We start from the raw sequence: 21084 nt of genomic DNA on the forward strand, positions 1-21084 counted from the left end.
GAGAGGGCCTCCGACGGACTGCGAGCGCGGGTGGCCGGACACCGGTGTGTCCGCCCGTCCGCCCTGTCAGCCGTACCCACCCTCGACCCGATACGAGGAGCAGCCCATCATGGCAAGCGCCCAGCAGCACGACTTCAAGGTCGCCGACCTCTCCCTCGCGGAGTTCGGCCGCAAGGAGATCACCCTCGCCGAGCACGAGATGCCCGGCCTGATGTCGATCCGCGAGGAGTACGCCGCCGCCCAGCCGCTGGCCGGCGCCCGCGTCACCGGCTCGCTGCACATGACCGTCCAGACGGCCGTCCTCATCGAGACGCTCACCGCCCTGGGCGCGGAGGTCCGCTGGGCCTCCTGCAACATCTTCTCCACCCAGGACCACGCCGCCGCCGCCATCGCGGTCGGCCCCAACGGCACCCCGGACAACCCGCAGGGCGTCCCGGTCTTCGCCTGGAAGGGCGAGAGCCTGGAGGAGTACTGGTGGTGCACCGAGCAGGCGCTGACCTGGCCGAACACGCCCACCGGCGGCCCGAACATGATCCTGGACGACGGCGGTGACGCCACCCTCCTCGTCCACAACGGCGTCCAGTACGAGAAGGACGGCAAGGTCCCCGACCCGGTCACCGCCGAGTCCGACGAGCACCGCGTCATCCTCCAGCTGCTGACCCGCACCCTCGGCGAGAACCCGCAGAAGTGGACCCAGCTCGCCTCGGAGATCCGCGGCGTCACCGAGGAGACCACCACCGGCGTCCACCGCCTGTACGAGATGCAGCGCGACGGTGTGCTCCTCTTCCCGGCGATCAACGTCAACGACGCGGTCACCAAGTCGAAGTTCGACAACAAGTACGGCTGCCGGCACTCCCTGATCGACGGCATCAACCGTGCCACCGACGTCCTCATCGGCGGCAAGACCGCCGTGGTCTGCGGCTACGGCGACGTCGGCAAGGGCTGCGCCGAGTCCCTGCGCGGCCAGGGCGCCCGGGTCATCGTCACCGAGATCGACCCGATCTGCGCGCTCCAGGCGGCGATGGACGGCTACCAGGTCGCCACCCTCGACGACGTGATCGGCCAGGCCGACATCTTCGTCACCACCACCGGCAACAAGGACATCATCATGGCCGCCGACATGGCCAAGATGAAGCACCAGGCCATCGTGGGGAACATCGGCCACTTCGACAACGAGATCGACATGGCCGGCCTCGCCGCCATCCCCGGCATCGTCAAGGACGAGGTCAAGCCGCAGGTCCACACCTGGACCTTCCCCGACGGCAAGGTCCTCATCGTGCTGTCCGAGGGCCGCCTGCTCAACCTCGGCAACGCGACCGGCCACCCGTCCTTCGTGATGTCGAACTCGTTCGCGGACCAGACGCTGGCCCAGATCGAGCTGTTCACCAAGCCCGACGAGTACCCCACCGACGTGTACGTGCTGCCCAAGCACCTCGACGAGAAGGTCGCCCGCCTCCACCTCGACGCCCTCGGCGTCAAGCTGACGACCCTCCGCCCGGAGCAGGCCGCGTACATCGGCGTCTCCGTCGAAGGCCCGTACAAGCCGGACCACTACCGGTACTGACTCCGGCCCGGCCACGTCCGTGCGCCGCACCGGCCCCGTCGGCCGGCGCCGGAGCAACCGGTTCCACAGCCTCACCGCAGGCCCCCGCCATCCCGGCGGGGGCCTGTCCCCATACCGGCCACCGACGAGGACCCGCAGCCCATGCCCAAAGGCCGCTACTCCCTGCACGATCCGCACGACCACACCCCCCTTGCCGAAGAACACTTCCACTGCGCGCCGGGCCCCCACGGCTGGCGCTACGTCGCCCAGCTCACCACTCCCTCGACGACGTCCGGCGCCCACACACACGGCACCGAAACCGGCGTACCCGACCCCGCCGACGGTCCCGACCACCTCGGCTCCGTCGACCTCACTCTGGACGACCTCGGGCGCCCGCTCCGCCTCGAACTCCACTCCGGGGGCTGGCAGGTCCGCGGCGGCGCTCTGGAGGGTGTCACCTGGGTGCGCACCGACCCGACCGGCCAGGAAGCGACCGAAGGCAACGTCGCCGCCCATGCCTTCACCGGGAACTCCCCGGCCTTCCTCGTCGCCACCGCCCGTCTGCTGCGCCTCACGACCACGTCACCCCCGACCCGCGTCCGCCTCGTCTCCTTCACCGGCCAGGCCCTCGCTCCCCGCACTCTCGATCAGCAGTGGGCCTTGCGAACGAGCGAAACACGCGCCACCGACAGCGGCCCGCTCACCGTGGACGAATACCTCGTCGGCGACGTCGAAACCGGGGAACAGCACACCGTCCACCTCGCCGGCGACGTGATCCTGAACGCCCCCGGCATCGAACTCGAAGACCTGGAGACACCTCCGACCCGCTTCACCGCCTGACCTGGGACAAACCCGCACGCTGGCGGCACGAGCCGCGTCGTCGCCCCGCCACCCGAACAGGTCGCTCCGCTTCCCTTGTCCTCCGACGACGGAAATCCACCCGCCGCATCTCACCTCCCGTACGGCCCCCACTCCGCCCGCTCCCGGAACCCCTGCCTCCGACCAGCACGGTGGCACGGCGGCCACCTTCCGCCGCACCTACGCCACCGCCGACAGGCAGCGCCCGGGCAGGCACCCCGGCCCGGGACTGGCGCACCAGGAGCCACAAGGAATGGGAAAGAACGACAGATCCACTCTGTCCACCAGCTCACTGAGCGACGTCTCAGCGCTGCCAACTCGAGGCCCCCGCCCGAAGCCGCTCCCACACCGGCGTCCCGCGATACGTTCCACCCGCCGACCGCCAACAGAATCTCGAACACGGCAGGGCACGCGCACCAGCGCGTGCCCGCTCGGGACCGGCCCGTCCTCCCACCACCCACAGGCCCAGCGGCCCTATACGGCCGAGCGTCTCCACGGCGATCGGCCCACCGACCGGCCCCAGCAGAAAAACGGCGACGGAGACCGCCGCCACCGCAGCCACTTCCAACGAGGCCGTGGTGACCAGCACCTCCACCACGACCCGCAGCTGGACCAGCCACGTCACGACCAGGCCGACCAGCACTGCTGCCCCGGGCGCAGCAGCTTCGCGGGCCGCAGCTCCAGCGTGACTACCTCGCCCTCACCGGACCGCACGTCCGATGGACCTCGACGTCTTCACCGCCGTCCACGAGGCGGAACGGCACCCCCGGAAACCGTCCTGCGCCGACGCCACCCAGCGCGACCTCACGGACTGCCCCGTCAACGACTTCCCCGCGGCCCCGTACCGACCCTGCGCCAGTTGGGCGCCGACCGTCGTCACCCCTGGTCGGCTGGCGGGCGGCGACACGCTCTGGTCCCGGCCGCCATCGCCGTCCCCACCGAACTCCGCGCACGTACGCCGCCGGGTACTCCAAGGCGTACTACTCCAGGCGTCCGACGCCTTCCTACGCCGCCCAGGTCTGGACGAATAGCGCCCAAGCCGCCCACGGTGCCCTGCTCATCAGCGCGTTCCTGCGCCTCGTCGCGGTGAACCCGGACTGGGCATCTGCCCTGTGGCCTCCGTGGACCGCCTTGCCACCCTCCTCGGCCTTCTCGTCCCACGCAGCCCGCTCGAACTGAGCGCCTTCTTCGTCGCCGCGTCCGCCCACCTGGCCCGCGTCATCATCGGCGCTGCCGCCGAGGCAGCCGTCCCCGTCCTCGTCCACGTCTTCGCCTACGCGGTGGGCGGGCGAGCCCCGCGACCAGGCCGGACCGGTGATCTCGCGGCCGACCTGTTCGGTAGCGGTGTCCCTGCGCCCTCCCGATGTGCGCCCGACGGGTGCGAACTGGTACTGTCCTCGACGCCCCGGAAAAACCGTTGACACGGTCAGACCGGGTAGGTAGATTCGAACAGTTGCCCGGGAGCTGGTACAGTCCTGGAGGTGAAGGTTCAACATCTTCCTGCTTCTCATTCCGGATCACGCATCCAGATGGAGGAGTCCTCGATTCGCCAGAGTGAACCGCCGGTCAAACCGGAGAAATTCCTCTGATAGAGTCGGAACCGCTGGAAAGGGAAAAGCGAAGCGGAAACGCGGAGCTGGAACCGGAAAGGCGCCGAGGAAGTCGGACACGAAAGAGTCTGATAGAGTCGGAACACGAAATACCGAAGGGAAGCGCCCGGAGGAAAGCCCGAGAGGGTGAGTACAAAGGAAGCGTCCGTTCCTTGAGAACTCAACAGCGTGCTAAAAGTCAACGCCAGATATGTTGATACCCCGACCGGCCAGGTTTCTGGCAGGTTGAGGTTCCTTTGAAATACAACAGCGAGGACGCTGTGTACGACAGGGACTATTCCTCCTTGTCGTACCGCTCTTGTGTCTGTTGCACCCGCAGTCTTTAACCGGACGAAGTCGGGTACACATTCACGGAGAGTTTGATCCTGGCTCAGGACGAACGCTGGCGGCGTGCTTAACACATGCAAGTCGAACGATGAAGCCCTTCGGGGTGGATTAGTGGCGAACGGGTGAGTAACACGTGGGCAATCTGCCCTGCACTCTGGGACAAGCCCTGGAAACGGGGTCTAATACCGGATATGACCGTCCAACGCATGTTGGACGGTGTAAAGCTCCGGCGGTGCAGGATGAGCCCGCGGCCTATCAGCTTGTTGGTGAGGTAGTGGCTCACCAAGGCGACGACGGGTAGCCGGCCTGAGAGGGCGACCGGCCACACTGGGACTGAGACACGGCCCAGACTCCTACGGGAGGCAGCAGTGGGGAATATTGCACAATGGGCGAAAGCCTGATGCAGCGACGCCGCGTGAGGGATGACGGCCTTCGGGTTGTAAACCTCTTTCAGCAGGGAAGAAGCGAAAGTGACGGTACCTGCAGAAGAAGCGCCGGCTAACTACGTGCCAGCAGCCGCGGTAATACGTAGGGCGCAAGCGTTGTCCGGAATTATTGGGCGTAAAGAGCTCGTAGGCGGCTTGTCACGTCGGTTGTGAAAGCCCGGGGCTTAACCCCGGGTCTGCAGTCGATACGGGCAGGCTAGAGTTCGGTAGGGGAGATCGGAATTCCTGGTGTAGCGGTGAAATGCGCAGATATCAGGAGGAACACCGGTGGCGAAGGCGGATCTCTGGGCCGATACTGACGCTGAGGAGCGAAAGCGTGGGGAGCGAACAGGATTAGATACCCTGGTAGTCCACGCCGTAAACGGTGGGCACTAGGTGTGGGCAACATTCCACGTTGTCCGTGCCGCAGCTAACGCATTAAGTGCCCCGCCTGGGGAGTACGGCCGCAAGGCTAAAACTCAAAGGAATTGACGGGGGCCCGCACAAGCGGCGGAGCATGTGGCTTAATTCGACGCAACGCGAAGAACCTTACCAAGGCTTGACATACACCGGAAACGTCCAGAGATGGGCGCCCCCTTGTGGTCGGTGTACAGGTGGTGCATGGCTGTCGTCAGCTCGTGTCGTGAGATGTTGGGTTAAGTCCCGCAACGAGCGCAACCCTTGTCCCGTGTTGCCAGCAGGCCCTTGTGGTGCTGGGGACTCACGGGAGACCGCCGGGGTCAACTCGGAGGAAGGTGGGGACGACGTCAAGTCATCATGCCCCTTATGTCTTGGGCTGCACACGTGCTACAATGGCCGGTACAATGAGCTGCGATACCGTGAGGTGGAGCGAATCTCAAAAAGCCGGTCTCAGTTCGGATTGGGGTCTGCAACTCGACCCCATGAAGTCGGAGTCGCTAGTAATCGCAGATCAGCATTGCTGCGGTGAATACGTTCCCGGGCCTTGTACACACCGCCCGTCACGTCACGAAAGTCGGTAACACCCGAAGCCGGTGGCCCAACCCCTTGTGGGAGGGAGCTGTCGAAGGTGGGACTGGCGATTGGGACGAAGTCGTAACAAGGTAGCCGTACCGGAAGGTGCGGCTGGATCACCTCCTTTCTAAGGAGCACTTCTTACCAGGTTTGCCTGGTCAGAGGCCAGTTCATCAGCGAATGTCTGGTGCTGGTTGCTCATGGGTGGAACGTTGACTATTCGGCACTGTCAATCTGCTTGAGATGTGAGTACTGCTTCGGCGTGGAAAACGGATCTTGGGGTTGGGGGTGTCGGGCACGCTGTTGGGTGTCTGAGGGAGCGGCCATGTTGTGGCTGTTTCTTCGGTGCCGGCCCCAGTGAACTCGGGATGTATGTCTCGGGGTGGTGGGTGGTTGGTCGTTGTTTGAGAACTGCACAGTGGACGCGAGCATCTGTGGCCAAGTTTTTAAGGGCGCACGGTGGATGCCTTGGCACCAGGAACCGATGAAGGACGTGGGAGGCCACGATAGTCCCCGGGGAGTCGTCAACCAGGCTTTGATCCGGGGGTTTCCGAATGGGGAAACCCGGCAGTCGTCATGGGCTGTCACCCGCTGCTGAACTCATAGGCAGTGTGGAGGGAACGCGGGGAAGTGAAACATCTCAGTACCCGCAGGAAGAGAAAACAACCGTGATTCCGGGAGTAGTGGCGAGCGAAACTGGATGAGGCCAAACCGTATGTGTGTGATACCCGGCAGGGGTTGCGCATGCGGGGTTGTGGGATCTCTCTTCTACGGTCTGCCGGCCGTGGGACGAGTCAGAAACCGTTGATGTAGGCGAAGGACATGCGAAAGGTCCGGCGTAGAGGGTAAGACCCCCGTAGTCGAAACATCAGCGGCTCGTTTGAGAGACACCCAAGTAGCACGGGGCCCGAGAAATCCCGTGTGAATCTGGCGGGACCACCCGCTAAGCCTAAATATTCCCTGGTGACCGATAGCGGATAGTACCGTGAGGGAATGGTGAAAAGTACCGCGGGAGCGGAGTGAAATAGTACCTGAAACCGTGTGCCTACAAGCCGTGGGAGCGTCGCGCATCGAGTTTTCTCGGTGCGTCGTGACTGCGTGCCTTTTGAAGAATGAGCCTGCGAGTTAGCGGTGTGTAGCGAGGTTAACCCGTGTGGGGAAGCCGTAGCGAAAGCGAGTCCGAATAGGGCGTTTGAGTTGCACGCTCTAGACCCGAAGCGGAGTGATCTAGCCATGGGCAGGTTGAAGCGGCTGTAAGAGGTCGTGGAGGACCGAACCCACCAGGGTTGAAAACCTGGGGGATGACCTGTGGTTAGGGGTGAAAGGCCAATCAAACTCCGTGATAGCTGGTTCTCCCCGAAATGCATTTAGGTGCAGCGTCGTGTGTTTCTTGCCGGAGGTAGAGCACTGGATAGGCGATGGGCCCTACCGGGTTACTGACCTTAGCCAAACTCCGAATGCCGGTAAGTGAGAGCGCGGCAGTGAGACTGTGGGGGATAAGCTCCATGGTCGAGAGGGAAACAGCCCAGAGCATCGACTAAGGCCCCTAAGCGTACGCTAAGTGGGAAAGGATGTGGAGTCGCAGAGACAACCAGGAGGTTGGCTTAGAAGCAGCCACCCTTGAAAGAGTGCGTAATAGCTCACTGGTCTAGTGATTCCGCGCCGACAATGTAGCGGGGCTCAAGCGTACCGCCGAAGTCGTGTCATTGCAGCAATACTCCCAACGGAGGCTGTGATGGGTAGGGGAGCGTCGTGTGCCGGGTGAAGCAGCCGTGGAAGCGAGTTGTGGACGGTTCACGAGTGAGAATGCAGGCATGAGTAGCGATTCACACGTGAGAAACGTGTGCGCCGATTGACTAAGGGTTCCTGGGTCAAGCTGATCTGCCCAGGGTAAGTCGGGACCTAAGGCGAGGCCGACAGGCGTAGTCGATGGATAACCGGTTGATATTCCGGTACCCGCTGTGAAGCGTCAAACATTGAATCCAGTGATGCTAAGCCCGTGAAGCCGTTCCGGACCCTTCGGGGGATGGAAAGTGGTGGAGCCGGTGACCCGAGCTGGTAGTAGGTGAGTGATGGGGTGACGCAGGAAGGTAGTCCATCCCGGGCGGTGGTTGTCCCGGGGTAAGGGTGTAGGACGTCAGGTAGGTAAATCCGCCTGGCTTGTGTCTGAGACCTGATGCCGAGCCGATTGTGGTGAAGTGGATGATCCTATGCTGTCGAGAAAAGCCTCTAGCGAGTTTCATGGCGGCCCGTACCCTAAACCGACTCAGGTGGTCAGGTAGAGAATACCGAGGCGTTCGGGTGAACTATGGTTAAGGAACTCGGCAAAATGCCCCCGTAACTTCGGGAGAAGGGGGGCCATGTCTGGTGATCCGATTTTCTCGGTGAGCTGGGTGTGGCCGCAGAGACCAGCGAGAAGCGACTGTTTACTAAAAACACAGGTCCGTGCGAAGCCGTAAGGCGATGTATACGGACTGACGCCTGCCCGGTGCTGGAACGTTAAGGGGACCGGTTAGTCACATTTCGGTGTGGCGAAGCTGAGAACTTAAGCGCCAGTAAACGGCGGTGGTAACTATAACCATCCTAAGGTAGCGAAATTCCTTGTCGGGTAAGTTCCGACCTGCACGAATGGCGTAACGACTTCTCGACTGTCTCAACCATAGGCCCGGTGAAATTGCATTACGAGTAAAGATGCTCGTTTCGCGCAGCAGGACGGAAAGACCCCGGGACCTTTACTACAGTTTGATATTGGTGTTCGGTTCGGCTTGTGTAGGATAGGTGGGAGACTGTGAAGCATGCACGCCAGTGTGTGTGGAGTCGTCGTTGAAATACCACTCTGGTCGTGCTGGATGTCTAACCTGGGTCCGTGATCCGGATCAGGGACAGTGTCTGATGGGTAGTTTAACTGGGGCGGTTGCCTCCTAAAGAGTAACGGAGGCGCCCAAAGGTTCCCTCAGCCTGGTTGGTAATCAGGTGTTGAGTGTAAGTGCACAAGGGAGCTTGACTGTGAGACCGACGGGTCGAGCAGGGACGAAAGTCGGGACTAGTGATCCGGCGGTGGCTTGTGGAAGCGCCGTCGCTCAACGGATAAAAGGTACCCCGGGGATAACAGGCTGATCTTCCCCAAGAGTCCATATCGACGGGATGGTTTGGCACCTCGATGTCGGCTCGTCGCATCCTGGGGCTGGAGTCGGTCCCAAGGGTTGGGCTGTTCGCCCATTAAAGCGGTACGCGAGCTGGGTTTAGAACGTCGTGAGACAGTTCGGTCCCTATCCGCTGTGCGCGTAGGAATATTGAGAAGGGCTGTCCCTAGTACGAGAGGACCGGGACGGACGAACCTCTGGTGTGCCAGTTGTTCTGCCAAGGGCATGGCTGGTTGGCTACGTTCGGGAGGGATAACCGCTGAAAGCATCTAAGCGGGAAGCCTGCTTCGAGATGAGTATTCCCACCTCCTTGAGAGGGTAAGGCTCCCAGTAGACGACTGGGTTGATAGGCCGGATATGGAAGCCCTGTAAGGGGTGGAGTTGACCGGTACTAATAGGCCGAGGGCTTGTCCTCAGTTGCTCGCGTCCACTGTGTTGGTTCTGAAACCACGAACACCAACCATAGGCCTCCCTGTTTGGGTGGGTGTGGTTGCTGGTGTGTTTCGTAGTGTTTCGGTGGTCATAGCGTGAGGGAAACGCCCGGTTACATTCCGAACCCGGAAGCTAAGCCTCACAGCGCCGATGGTACTGCAGGGGGGACCCTGTGGGAGAGTAGGACGCCGCCGAACTATTTGTGGCCTCGGGCCCTGGAAATCTTGTGAAAACAGGTTTCCGGGGTCCGAGGCATTTTTGCGTTCAGGGGCTTTTTCTGGTGGGCGAGGCCCACATTTCCCGTAGCCCTGGCCGAGGGGAGGCGCCGCGAGAGCTGGGGCCAGCTTGGCGAGTGGTGCGTTCACCACCGGCCTGAGCATCGTGCGCGGTGGACTTCTCCACGGAGCATCGGCATCTCCTCAAGCCTCGGAGGGAAGCAATCAGGGGAGTACGGCGGGCGGTGAGCTGTCCGAGGAATCGAACGTGGGGGGGCAGTACCACCAGGGCCTTGCGCGAGGTGTTCTGCTGGGTCGCGGCTGTCCGGGCATTGAGCGTCGGACTCGACCAACTGCGGTTCCAGGGCTGCCAGACCGCCCACCAGGGCTGGCAGCCCTGAAGTAGCAGCCTTGCCGCGTGCCGGTTCGTTGGCGAGGACGAGGAGGTCCACGCGGTTCCGCGAGAGGGGCCAGAGTTGCCAGGAGTGGAGCGGCGTCCATCGCCAAGTCCAGTCGTAGAGCGTCTCCCACGGGACCCGCCGACGCCTACCCGACATCGAGCGCGATCAGCACGCGTCAGCCGTGTTCGGCGCACCAGGCCCGTGTGGCGACCGACCCGCCTCCCGGTTGCGTGCCAGTCGAGGTAACAGGTGTCGTCCCCCGGGACCTACCTGCGCAGAGTGTCGAACTCGCTGTCCTTGCCTGCGGCGAGTGTGCTGGTCCAGTTCGCCCAAGGCGGGCTGTCCTCGCAGGGAGAGGGTGGCGGCAGTACGCGGCGACCGCCCCGGAACGGAGTGCGTCGGCCGGCGGGGAAGAGTCCCAGCGACCCGTACGAGCGGACGGTGGCGCTGTGCGCGGCTGCGCTCGCCCCTGCCTATGGGGCGGAGGCAGGGGCGGCGCGCCCAGTCAGGGGTGCAGGGCGACGGCCAGAGTGACCAGGGCGAGGACGATCAGGGCCGCGCTGGCACCGCCTCCAGGCGCCGCACCGGTTGCTGGCGCCGAAGAGGTCTTGGGATCAGTCCCGGAAGGCTGTTCAGGCCCTTTGGGGCAGGGTCGGGCTGTGCTCGTGGTACCCGGGGTGGAGGAGTTCCCGGTGGCGGCCTTCCGGGCCGGGCGTGGTCTCAAGAGGCCGGCGGCCCGCCGTCGCCGTGTGCCGCGACAGTCGGAGCCGCCGGCCAGGTCGCCGTATCAGCTCCCGGGTGTGGACGGCGGCTGGCTCTCGTGGTCCGGCGGCGCGTCGGCTGCCCTGGCCAGTTCCACGTCGAGGGCCTCGCGGCGGATGCGCTGGTCGATGTAGAGCAGCACGGTCACGCCCGCCACGATCGGCAGCGTCAGCATGGTGCCGATCACCGAGCCGACGCCGGTGATGATCAGGTACGTCCAGCCGAAGTTGGTGACGGCCATCTCGTCGAGGGCGCCCGCCGCGCTCTCGCCGGTGATGACGGCGGCAATCCGGGAGAAGGGCAGGAGGATGATCGACGACGCGATCATCGCGAGAAGCTGTGCCAGCAACTGGATGCCGAAGACGCGCCACCAGGAGCCGCGGACCAGCTTCACCGACCGCTTCATGGCCTTGACGACGCCCTGCTTCTCCAACATCAGCGCGGCCGAGGAGAGGGAGAAGCGGATCGTGAGCCAGACGGCCACGACGGCACCGCCGAGCGCTCCGAGCGCCAGCAGCGCCGCCCCGCCGTCCGGCCCGGAGACCATGCCGAGGAGTGCACCCGGCACCATCGCGACGGCCACGACGGCGATGGCGATCAGCGGCAGCAACAGCGTCAGGCCGGCGAGCCGGGGCAATTGCGGGCGGGCGTCGCGCCAGGCGTCGGAGAGCGACACCGGCCTCCCGAGCACCGCCCTGCTCGTCACCATGGTCAGCAGGGAGGTCGCCACGATGGTGCCGAGCAGCGAGACCAACAGGACGAGGCCCGAGTCCAGCAGCGCGTCACCCATGGCGGAGAGAAGTTCGTCGGTGGTCGCCGACGGGTCCTCGAGCGCCGAGACGTCCACGGAGCCGCGCAGTACGAAGCGCTGCAGCAGGATCAGCACCACCTGCGTCGCCACCGCGATCATCAGCGATATGCCGAGCACGGTGCGCCAGTGCGCACGCAGCGTGGCGACGGCACCGTCGAGGATCTCGCCCACCCCGAGCGGGCGGAGCGGGATGACTCCGGGCTTGGCCGCGGCGGGAGGCTGGGTCCAGCCGCCCCCGCCCCAGCCGCCTCCTGGCGGCGGCGTCCGGCTACCGCTCTCCGCACGTGCGCGGCGTCCGCCCCGGCTGTCGACGGAGCCGGAGCTGGTCGACCCGGGGGCCGACCACTGACCCGGAGGCGGTTGTTCCTTGGACCACTTCGACGGAGAGGTGCCAGGGTCGCCGCCTTCCGTTCCCTCGGGTCCCTCGGGCGTCGCGGGCCCCTGGTCGCGGTCGTCCGAGGGACCAGGTCCGGGCGCTGCCCAGCCCGGAGTGTCGTTCATCGTCGCTCCTTCACGGTGCCCGCGTGGTCGCGGCGGCCGGTTGTCTGCCATGGTCCCACGGGCAAGCCCGGTACCGTCCGGCTCCATCGCCGCCCACGCCTTCTTTTGCCGGGTGTCCACAGGGCAGACTGAACGGATGGCTGATCAGTACAGACGAGGCGTCGCGGGCATGCCGGACTCGATTCCCGCTCTCCGCTGGGAGGAGCCGCCCGACGGACCGGTGCTGGTGCTGCTCGACCAGACACGGCTGCCCGGCGAGGAGAGAGAGCTGGCCTGCACGGACGCTCCGGCCCTGGTCGACGCGGTCCGGACCCTGGTGGTCCGGGGCGCGCCGCTCCTGGGCATCGCGGGCGCCTACGGGGTCGCGCTCGCCGCAGCCCGTGGCTACGACGTCGCCGACGCGGCGAGGATGCTGGCCGGGGCCCGGCCCACCGCGGTCAACCTCGCGCGCGGGGTCCGAAGGGCCCAGGAGGCACATGCGGCGGCGCTCGCCGCCGGCGGGGACGGGCGGGCGGCCGCTGCCGCCGCGCTCGCCGCTGCCCGTGCCCTGCACCGGGAGGACGCCGAGGGCAGCCGGAGCATGGCCCGGGAAGGGCTGGCCCTCCTCGACGAGCTGGTTCCCGGCGGGCAGCACCGCCTCCTCACCCACTGCAACACCGGAGCGCTGGTTTCCGGGGGCGAGGGGACTGCCTTCGCGGTCGTCCTCGCCGCGCACCGCGAGGGCAGGCTCCGTCGGCTGTGGGTCGACGAGACACGGCCGTTGCTGCAAGGCGCGCGGCTCACCGCCTACGAGGCGGCACAGCGCGGAATGCCGTACACCCTGCTCACCGACAACGCCGCCGGCTCGCTTTTCGCGGCGGGGGAGGTGGATGCTGTGCTGATCGGGGCCGATCGGATAGCGGCGGACGGTTCGGTGGCGAATAAGGTAGGGAGTTATCCGCTCGCCGTGCTGGCGCGCTACCACCACGTGCCGTTCATCGTGGTCGCGCCGGTGACGACGATCGACATGGACACCCCGGACGGGGCGGCCATCGAGGTCGAGCAGCGGAGCGGTCACGAGGTGACGGAGGCGATCTCGCCGTCGGGGCGTGGGTTCGGCGGGGAAGCGGGCGGCTGTGTGCCGATCGCTCCCCCGGGGACGCAGGCGTACAACCCGGCGTTCGATGTCACACCTCCGGAGCTGGTGACCGCAGTAGTGACCGAATGGGGCGTTGTCTCGCCCGTGACCGAAGGGGCGTTGGAGCAGCTGTGCGTCAGGTCACGCCAGGTATCGATGAGCTAATGGGATGATGTCGTAATGAAGGGACGCGTTCTCGTCGTCGACGACGACACCGCATTGGCGGAAATGCTCGGGATTGTGCTGCGCGGTGAAGGCTTCGAACCCTCGTTCGTCGCTGACGGCGACAAGGCTCTCGCTGCCTTCCGTGAGACCAAGCCGGACCTGGTGCTTCTCGACCAGATGCTGCCTGGCCGCGACGGAATCGAAGTGTGCCGCCTGATCAGGGCGGAGTCCGGTGTGCCGATCGTCATGCTCACAGCCAAGAGCGACACGGTGGACGTGGTGGTCGGACTGGAGTCCGGCGCCGACGACTACATCGTGAAGCCGTTCAAGCCCAAGGAACTGGTCGCCCGCATCCGGGCGCGCCTGCGCAGGTCGGAGGAGCCGGCACCCGAGCAGCTCACCATCGGCGACCTCGTCATCGACGTCGCCGGTCACTCGGTGAAGCGCGACGGCCAGTCGATCGCGCTGACGCCGCTCGAGTTCGATCTGCTGGTGGCGCTGGCCCGCAAGCCCTGGCAGGTCTTCACCCGGGAGGTGCTCCTGGAGCAGGTGTGGGGGTACCGGCACGCCGCCGACACCCGTCTGGTCAATGTGCACGTCCAGCGGCTGCGCTCCAAGGTCGAGCGTGACCCGGAGCGCCCCGAGATCGTGGTGACTGTGCGCGGTGTCGGCTACAAGGCCGGACCGAGCTGAGATGAGCAGAGACAGTGCCGCCCCGCCGTCGCAGGAACAGGGCAACGGCGCCGGGCGGCCTGTCGGACGGACGAACAGGCGCCCTGGCCTCGGCTGGCTCGGGGAGAGCCGGCGCGTTCTCCAGGGAGGGGTCCCCAGCAGTCCCTTCCTGCGCCTCTTCGCCCGCTGGGTGCGGCGCCCGCTGCTCCCGGCGGTGCGCCTGTGGCGTCGCAGTATCCAGCTGAAGGTCGTCGTGACCACGCTGCTGATGTCGCTCGGTGTGGTGCTGCTGCTCGGCTTCGTCGTGATCGGGCAGGTGCGCAACGGCCTGCTCGACGCCAAGCAGCGGGCCGCGCAGAGTCAGGCCCGCGGCGGCTTCCAGGTCGCGCAGGACAAGGCCGACACCGCCAGTGCCCGGTCCGCCCAGGACGGGGGTGTGGCGGACGGGCGTACCCAGAACGCCACGGTCTGGATGTCCGACCTGGTCGAGCAGTTGTCCAGCGGCGGCCAGTCCGCGTTCGACGTCGTCGCGCTCAGTGCCGACGCGCTCGACGACACGGGGAGTATCCGAGGGCCCCGCGCCTCCGGCGGTGTGGTTCCCGTGCAGAGTGTGCCGGTCGACCTCCGGCGGGCTGTGGACGAGACCGCCGGTTCGCCCGGGGGCCTGTACCAGAGCTACACACGGATCACCTACGCCAGCCAGGCGTCGCAGCCCGGCCTGGTCATCGGCAAGCGTCTGAACGACCCCAACGGGGACGCCTACCAGCTCTACTACCTCTTCCCGCTGACGCAGGAGGAGAAGTCCCTCACCTTGATCAAGACGACCCTCGCCACCGCCGGCCTGTTCGTCGTGGTGCTGCTCGGCGCCATCGCCTGGGTCGTGGTCCGGCAGGTCGTCACTCCGGTCCGGATGGCGGCCGGTATCGCCGAGAGACTGTCGGCCGGGCGCCTCCAGGAGCGGATGAAGGTCACCGGGGAGGACGACATCGCCCGCCTCGGTGAGGCGTTCAACAAGATGGCTCAGAACCTCCAGCACAAGATCCAGCAGCTTGAGGACCTGTCCCGGATGCAGCGCCGCTTCGTGTCGGATGTGTCCCACGAACTGCGGACGCCGCTGACGACGGTGCGGATGGCGGCGGACGTCATCCACGAGGCGCGGGAGGACTTCGACCCCGTCACCGCCCGGTCCGCCGAACTGCTCGCCGACCAGCTGGACCGGTTCGAGTCGCTGCTCGCCGACCTCCTGGAGATCAGCCGCTTCGACGCCGGCGCGGCCGCCCTGGAGGCCGAGCACACCGACCTGCGCGACGTCGTGCGCCGCGTCGTCGGCGGTGCTGAGCTGCTCGCCGAGCGTAAGGGCACCCGGATACGGGTTCTTGGCGACGAGCGGCCCGTCGTCGCGGAGGTGGACCCGCGGCGTGTGGAGCGCGTGCTGAGGAACCTCGTGGTGAACGCGGTGGAGCACGGCGAGGGCAGGGACGTGGTCGTACGGCTAGCCTCCGCAGGAGGCGCCGTGGCCGTCGCGGTCCGCGACTACGGGGTGGGGCTGAAGCCGGGAGAGGCGACCAGGGTGTTCAGCCGCTTCTGGCGCGCCGACCCCGCACGGGCCAGGACGACGGGCGGGACCGGGCTCGGCCTCTCGATCGCCTTGGAGGACGCGCGGCTGCACGGCGGCTGGCTCCAGGCGTGGGGCGAGCCCGGCGGCGGATCGCAGTTCCGGCTGACGGTGCCGCGTACCGCCGATGAGGCGCTCCGCGGTTCGCCGATTCCACTGGAACCCGCGGACTCCCGACGGAACCAGGACGCGCCGAAGGACGTGCGGGTGCCCGCGCCGTCCGTGGAGGCCGCGCCGCGCACCGATGGGGCGACGACGGTGCTCCACGCGCCGGGCGTCGGCCTGGCGCGGCTCTCGACCGCTGCCCGGCCTGGCGCGGAGGACGGAGCGGACCGCTGCCGTCTGCCCTCGCGGGCAACGCCCCGGCCCGTGGTGGACCCGGCCGCGCTGCCCGGCAGCGGTTCCCGGGTGGTGGCGCGGTCCAGTCCCCCGGAAGCCTCCAGGGAGCACGGGGCCGGAGAAGCGGGGCCAGCCGTATCGGGGTCTGCCCCGGTCCGGGGTTCTGGTGAGCGAACGGACGGCTCCGCGCGGGTGGGCCGTGAAGAGGAGGGGGGCCGGCGTGGGCAGTGACAGCGGTCGTCGGAACAGCGTGCGGTGGTCCCGCGAGGTGCTCAAGGGCAGCGACGAGAGGGGGCCTCGGCGTTCCGGGACGGCGGTCTGCGCGGTAGCCGCTGCCGCTCTGCTCGCCGGATGTGCCTCCATGCCCGACAGCGGTGACGTGACGGCTGTGGACGCCACGCAGCGGACCGACGCGCAGGTCCGCGTCTTCGGAGTCCCGCCGAGGGACGGAGCACGGCCCGAGGAGATACTCGACGGTTTCCTGGAGGCTCTGACCAGTGATGACCCTGAGTTCTCGATAGCCAGGGAGTACTTGACGGAGGAAGCGGCGGACAACTGGGAGCCGGAGCGCAGCACCACCGTCCTGCGTGACGGCCCCAACCGGGGGGCGGAGCGCGCCAGGTCCGACCGGGACGGCGGGTTCCAGTACACGCTGACCGGCCGGATGGTCGCCAGGGTGGACCAGCAGCGGGCCTACCAGCCGTCCGAGGGCGCCTACAGCGAACCCGTGCACCTCGTGGAGGTCAAGGGGCCGGACGGTATGCGGTGGCGTATCGACGCGCCCCCCACCGGCGTGGTCCTCGGGGAGTCGGACTTCCTGCGGATCTACCGTCCGGTCAACAAGTACTTCTGGGCGAACGAGGCGTCCCAGCAGCCCGGCAGGCCCGTGGGGCTCGTGGCCGACCCGGTCTACGTCCGCCAGCGCATAGACCCCGTCACGGAGGCGGTGCGGTCGGTGCTCGCCGGACCGAGCGACTGGATCGCCCCGGTGGTGGACTCGGTCTTCCCGGAAGGCACGCGGCTCCGGTCGCCCACGAAGGCGCTGGTCCCGGACGACCAGAGCAGGCTGAAGGTGCCGCTCAACAAGCAGGCCGACGGGGTCGGCCAGGCCCAGTGCGTGAGGATGGCGACCCAACTGCTGTTCACCCTGCGTGATCTCACCTCGTCCGGCGTGGACGAGGTGGAGCTGCTGAGGTCGAACGGTTCCCAGCTGTGCGTCCTGGACGGGAACCGGGCGGACAGCGTGGTACCCGCGGTCACGGCTGGTCACCCCGACTACCAGTACTTCGTGGACGACGGTCACCGGCTGGTGCGGATGACCGGCGGTGCCGGCGGAGAGAGCGGATCGAGCGCCGAACCGGTGCCCGGTTCCCTCGGCGTCGGCGAGCAGGGCCTGCGGTCGGCCGCGATCTCGCGAGACGAGGAGCGGGCCGCCGGAGTCTCGCTCGACGGGCGGTCCCTCTTCATAGGCTCCCTCACCTCGGGGGACGGGCTGAAGAAGACCGAGATACGCAGTCGGGCCAAGTCCGAGAAGGAGCGCCTCTCCGCCCCCAGCTGGGATGGCCGGGGTGACCTGTGGATAGCGGACCGCGACGGCGCGCGGTCCCGTCTGCTGCGGCTGGAGCAGGGCGCGGAGGAAGCGCAGGAGGTGAAGGTGGCAGGACTCGGGGAAGGGACGGTCCGGGCCGTCCGCATCTCCGCCGACGGCGTTCGCGTCGCGCTGATCGTCGCCGAGGACGACCGGACGTCGCTCCGGATCGGCAGGGTGGAACGCCAGACGGACGGGGACTCCTCGCAGGTGGCAGTGGCCGAGCTGCGTACGGCCGCCCCGCACATGGAGGAGGTCACCGCCATGTCCTGGGCCGGCGGCAGCCGCCTGGTCGTCGTCGGACGGGAATCCGGTGGGGTCCAGCAACTGCGGTACGTGCAGAGCGACGGGTCCACGCCTTCCGGGGGTTCGCTGCCCGCTCTCACCGGCGTCAAGGAGATCACCGCTTCCGAGGACGACCGGCTGCCGCTGGTCGCGCGCTCTGACGACGGAATCGTGCGGCTTCCTCCGGGCGGGAACTGGCAGACAGTGGTCAAGGAGGGCGCGGCCCCGGTCTACCCAGGCTGAGGCCGAGCGGTTCGGGAATGCGGCGGCTCGGCGGTGACCGGGCGTGTGTTCGGAGTGCGTCATGTGGGGCTGCATGCCCGCGCACCTTCCACCTGATGCCGGGAAAGTCGCCCTCGTGCAGTTTTCGCCTGATGCGGTGACGGAGTTATCCACAAGCGGCCGACTGTCCCCAGGAGCCGGTGTGGCGGGCGCTTCGGGCGGCAGGGTGCGCGGCATGGACACATGGTGGTGGCAGGCGTTCAGCGACCTGATGATGCCGCTCGACTGCGCTGGCTGCGGAGAGCGCGGGGCGCGGCTCTGCCGACGCTGCCTGGCGGAGATGGGCGGTGCGGTGGTGCGTCCGGTGCGGCCGTGCCCGGCGCCGGCAGGGCTCCCGGCCGTACGGGCCGCAGTGCCGTACCAGGGAGCGGCCCGTGCTCTGCTGCTGGAGCACAAGGAGCGTGGGGCGCTCTGGCTCGCTCGCGTTCTGGGTGGCGTACTGGCCGCGGTCGTGAGCGCGGTGAGTGCGAGCCCGGGGCCTCGTCACGCGTTGCGAACGGAGCGACTCCTGTTGGTGCCGGTCCCGTCGGCGCCGCGGGCCGTGCGGTCGCGGGGGCACGACCCCGTGCGCCGGATGGCCTCGTGCGCGGCTGCGGAACTGCGCCGGGCGGGAGTGCCGGCGAGAGCGGCGCCGCTCCTCACGCAGCGGCGCCGCGTGTCCGATCAGAGCGGGCTGGACGCGGAGGGGCGCACCGCCAATCTCGCCGGGGCTCTGCGGGTGGTCCCGGGTGGTGGAGCCGTGCTGGGGCAGGGGCGAGTGGTCCTGGTCGACGACCTGATGACGACCGGGGCGACGCTGGCCGAGGCCGCTCGGGCGGTGCGCAAGGGCTGGGAGGAGGACAATTGGAACCGTGGCCCGGGACTCACGGAGGGCCGGTCGGACGGGTATCCGACGGACTTCCGGGGAAGTCGTGGGGCATGGCTTCCGCGAGCAGCGGTCGTCGCCTCTTCACCATCGTCCTTCGAAATGAACTGGAACTGACGAGAAGCTTCCATCGTTGCAGATGGTGAGGGGGGTTGAGTCACCTGAATGGAGGTACGCGGCGGTAGAGGGTGACGGCATCCCTCCGAGCGGGATATGTTCGTTGGGAGGAATGGCTCGACAGCATTCCCCCGATAACCGAATTGCCAGTGCGGTGACGTGATCGTTCACTCGTATCGGCGAGGTGAGAGCCCGGTCCCGCGGGGAGGAGAAGGCGTAAGTCACCGAGTCCGAGGCTCCGGAATGATTCGGAGCCGGTGCAAGAGGAAGATGCTCCGCCAATGGAGCGGGGCGATCCGGGAACGGAGTTCTGCGTGGACATCGTCGTCAAGGGACGCAAGACCGAGGTGCCCGAGCGGTTCCGCAAGCACGTGGCCGACAAGTTGAAGCTGGAGAAACTCCAGAAGCTCGACGGCAAGGTGATCAGCCTGGACGTCGAGGTGTCCAAGGAGCCGAACCCGAGGCAGTCCGAACGGAAGGACCGGGTCGAGATCACGGTCCGTTCCCGTGGACCCGTGATCCGCGCCGAGGCGTCGGCGGCCGACCCCTACGCGGCGCTCGACCTGGCCACCGCCAAGCTCGACGCGCGGATGCGCAAGGAGCACGACAAGCGCTACTCCCGGCGGGGCACGGGACGCCTGTCCGCCGCGGAAGTCGTGGACCACATTCCGGACGCGGCCAGGCTGGCCAGCGACGGCACCCTCATCACGGAGCAGGACGAGGAGGCCGTCAAGACCACCCGGATGGGGTCTCTGGAGGTCCAGGGCGAAGGGCCGCTGATCGTTCGCGAGAAGACCCACGCGGCTGCTCCCATGTCGCTAGACCAGGCGCTCTACGAGATGGAGTTGGTCGGACACGACTTCTATCTGTTCGTCGACTCGGAGACCAAGGAGCCCGCAGTGGTCTACCGGCGCCACGCGTACGACTACGGCGTGATCCACCTCCGGCCGGACCCGATGGTGGCCGAGCCGGCCGTCGGCGGCGCCGGAGGCGCACTGGGCGGCTGAGCCGTCGCGACAGGTCCGCGCGAGTGCCCCCGGGAGCGTTGGTGCGCCCCGGGGCGCACCCCGTCTCCGTAGCTCTGCCGCGCGCCGCCGCCGTGGCATGAAATCATGACCGAGCCGGTCAACCGGCGTACGGCCGCCCCAGGTTGGGGAGGCACGGTGAGACGGGCCACGGCCTTCAGGGGGAGGAACGATGCCGGAGACTTTCGGACCGTTGCACAACGGCGGGCCCGCTGCGGGCTCCGGGGCCGGCGCGGGGCGAGAGGTGGTCAGCGGGTTGCCGGGATTCGCCTCGCGAGGTCCCGATCTGGAGGAAGAGTTCGAAGAGGACCCGGTGGAGCCCATCCGGGTGCTCGTGGTGGACGACCACGCCCTGTTCCGCCGCGGACTGGAGATCGTCCTGGAGGCGGAAGAGGACATCGAGGTGATCGGCGAGGCCGGTGACGGCGCCGAAGCGGTGGAGAAGGCCGCTGACCTCCTGCCCGACATCGTGTTGATGGACGTGAGGATGCCGAAGCGCGGCGGTATCGAAGCATGCACGGCCATCAAGGAAGTGGCACCCAGTGCCAAAATCATCATGCTCACCATCAGCGACGAAGAGGCTGATCTCTACGAGGCCATCAAGGCGGGTGCCACCGGCTATCTGCTGAAGGAGATCTCCACCGACGAAGTGGCGACCGCGATTCGCGCGGTCGCCGACGGCCAGTCGCAGATCAGCCCGTCGATGGCCTCGAAACTGCTCACAGAATTCAAATCGATGATCCAGCGGACGGACGACCGTCGCCTCGTTCCCGCTCCCCGGCTCACCGATCGTGAACTGGAGGTGCTGAAGCTCGTCGCCACCGGGATGAACAATCGCGATATCGCGAAGGAATTGTTCATCAGTGAGAACACCGTGAAGAATCACGTCCGCAACATCCTGGAGAAACTCCAGCTCCACTCGCGCATGGAGGCCGTGGTCTACGCGATGCGGGAGAAAATCCTGGAGATCCGCTGAACCCGGCGGCGGCAGGT

Annotated in this window: 11 protein-coding genes and 3 rRNA genes; 13 read left to right on the forward strand and 1 reads right to left on the reverse strand. The window is 66.9% G+C overall.

The features are described 5' to 3' along the window. Positions 1 to 109: 109 nt before the first annotated feature. The 6 genes from ahcY to rrf all read left to right on the forward strand — a co-directional run bounded on the left by ahcY (position 110) and on the right by rrf (position 9528). Complete coding sequence (gene ahcY / locus ACSLIC_RS17225; protein ID WP_436738591.1) at positions 110 to 1564, forward strand: adenosylhomocysteinase; 1455 nt, start codon at positions 110 to 112, stop codon at positions 1562 to 1564. A gap of 141 nt (positions 1565 to 1705) precedes the next feature. Next, positions 1706 to 2383, forward strand: coding sequence for a hypothetical protein (locus ACSLIC_RS17230; protein WP_436738592.1), 678 nt, complete (start codon positions 1706 to 1708; stop codon positions 2381 to 2383). Between the two features lie 1139 nt (positions 2384 to 3522). Continuing rightward, positions 3523 to 3822 carry a hypothetical protein gene (locus ACSLIC_RS17235; RefSeq protein WP_436738593.1) on the forward strand — a complete coding sequence of 100 codons (300 nt, stop codon included), beginning with the start codon at positions 3523 to 3525 and terminating at the stop codon, positions 3820 to 3822. A gap of 536 nt (positions 3823 to 4358) precedes the next feature. Then, a 16S ribosomal RNA gene (locus ACSLIC_RS17240) occupies positions 4359 to 5883 on the forward strand. Between the two features lie 309 nt (positions 5884 to 6192). Next, positions 6193 to 9314, forward strand: a 23S ribosomal RNA gene (locus ACSLIC_RS17245). 97 nt (positions 9315 to 9411) lie between these two features. Then, positions 9412 to 9528, forward strand: a 5S ribosomal RNA gene (gene rrf / locus ACSLIC_RS17250). The 16S, 23S and 5S rRNA genes sit together here, the layout of an rRNA operon. A 1206-nt stretch (positions 9529 to 10734) precedes the next feature. Here the strand turns inward: rrf and ACSLIC_RS17255 are convergent. Further along, a complete protein-coding gene (locus ACSLIC_RS17255; protein ID WP_436738594.1) occupies positions 10735 to 12021 on the reverse strand; it encodes a hypothetical protein in 1287 nt (428 codons plus the stop codon). Between the two features lie 136 nt (positions 12022 to 12157). Here ACSLIC_RS17255 and mtnA point away from each other — a divergent pair, with 136 nt between their 5' ends. The 7 genes from mtnA to ACSLIC_RS17290 all read left to right on the forward strand — a co-directional run bounded on the left by mtnA (position 12158) and on the right by ACSLIC_RS17290 (position 21067). Continuing rightward, on the forward strand, positions 12158 to 13303 hold the full coding sequence (gene mtnA / locus ACSLIC_RS17260) for an S-methyl-5-thioribose-1-phosphate isomerase (protein WP_436738595.1): 1146 nt from the start codon (positions 12158 to 12160) through the stop codon (positions 13301 to 13303). A gap of 15 nt (positions 13304 to 13318) precedes the next feature. Beyond that, positions 13319 to 13996 (forward strand): two-component system response regulator MtrA, encoded by a 678-nt coding sequence (gene mtrA, locus ACSLIC_RS17265; RefSeq protein WP_003950455.1) that lies wholly within the window; start codon positions 13319 to 13321, stop codon positions 13994 to 13996. Position 13997: 1 nt separating this feature from the next. Then, complete coding sequence (mtrB, locus tag ACSLIC_RS17270; protein WP_436738596.1) at positions 13998 to 16160, forward strand: MtrAB system histidine kinase MtrB; 2163 nt, start codon at positions 13998 to 14000, stop codon at positions 16158 to 16160. A gap of 130 nt (positions 16161 to 16290) precedes the next feature. Then, complete coding sequence (locus ACSLIC_RS17275) at positions 16291 to 18045, forward strand: LpqB family beta-propeller domain-containing protein (RefSeq protein WP_436738597.1); 1755 nt, start codon at positions 16291 to 16293, stop codon at positions 18043 to 18045. Between the two features lie 214 nt (positions 18046 to 18259). Then, positions 18260 to 19066: a ComF family protein gene (locus ACSLIC_RS17280; protein ID WP_436740402.1), complete on the forward strand. Its 807-nt coding sequence runs from the start codon at positions 18260 to 18262 to the stop codon at positions 19064 to 19066. A 314-nt stretch (positions 19067 to 19380) separates the two neighbouring features. After that, the gene (hpf, locus tag ACSLIC_RS17285; RefSeq protein ID WP_436740403.1) at positions 19381 to 20073 is read left to right on the forward strand and encodes a ribosome hibernation-promoting factor, HPF/YfiA family; all 693 of its coding nucleotides are present in this window, start codon (positions 19381 to 19383) and stop codon (positions 20071 to 20073) included. A 190-nt stretch (positions 20074 to 20263) separates the two neighbouring features. Continuing rightward, entirely contained in the window at positions 20264 to 21067 is an 804-nt protein-coding gene (locus ACSLIC_RS17290) for a response regulator (protein WP_436738598.1), read from the forward strand. Positions 21068 to 21084 lie beyond the last annotated feature (17 nt).

This window comes from Streptomyces sp. BBFR102 (assembly GCF_051397025.1).
Taxonomy (GTDB): domain Bacteria; phylum Actinomycetota; class Actinomycetes; order Streptomycetales; family Streptomycetaceae; genus Streptomyces.

Excerpts from the sequence above, each read along its gene's own strand:
- ahcY (WP_436738591.1), top strand. The coding sequence starts at position 110 with ATGGCAAGCGCCCAGCAGCACGACTTCAAGGTCGCCGACCTCTCCCTC.
- ACSLIC_RS17230 (WP_436738592.1), top strand. The coding sequence starts at position 1,706 with ATGCCCAAAGGCCGCTACTCCCTGCACGATCCGCACGACCACACCCCC.
- ACSLIC_RS17255 (WP_436738594.1), bottom strand. The coding sequence starts at position 12,021 with ATGAACGACACTCCGGGCTGGGCAGCGCCCGGACCTGGTCCCTCGGAC.
- mtnA (WP_436738595.1), top strand. The coding sequence starts at position 12,158 with ATGGCTGATCAGTACAGACGAGGCGTCGCGGGCATGCCGGACTCGATT.
- mtrA (WP_003950455.1), top strand. The coding sequence starts at position 13,319 with ATGAAGGGACGCGTTCTCGTCGTCGACGACGACACCGCATTGGCGGAA.
- mtrB (WP_436738596.1), top strand. The coding sequence starts at position 13,998 with ATGAGCAGAGACAGTGCCGCCCCGCCGTCGCAGGAACAGGGCAACGGC.
- ACSLIC_RS17275 (WP_436738597.1), top strand. The coding sequence starts at position 16,291 with ATGCCCGACAGCGGTGACGTGACGGCTGTGGACGCCACGCAGCGGACC.
- ACSLIC_RS17280 (WP_436740402.1), top strand. The coding sequence starts at position 18,260 with ATGGACACATGGTGGTGGCAGGCGTTCAGCGACCTGATGATGCCGCTC.
- ACSLIC_RS17290 (WP_436738598.1), top strand. The coding sequence starts at position 20,264 with ATGCCGGAGACTTTCGGACCGTTGCACAACGGCGGGCCCGCTGCGGGC.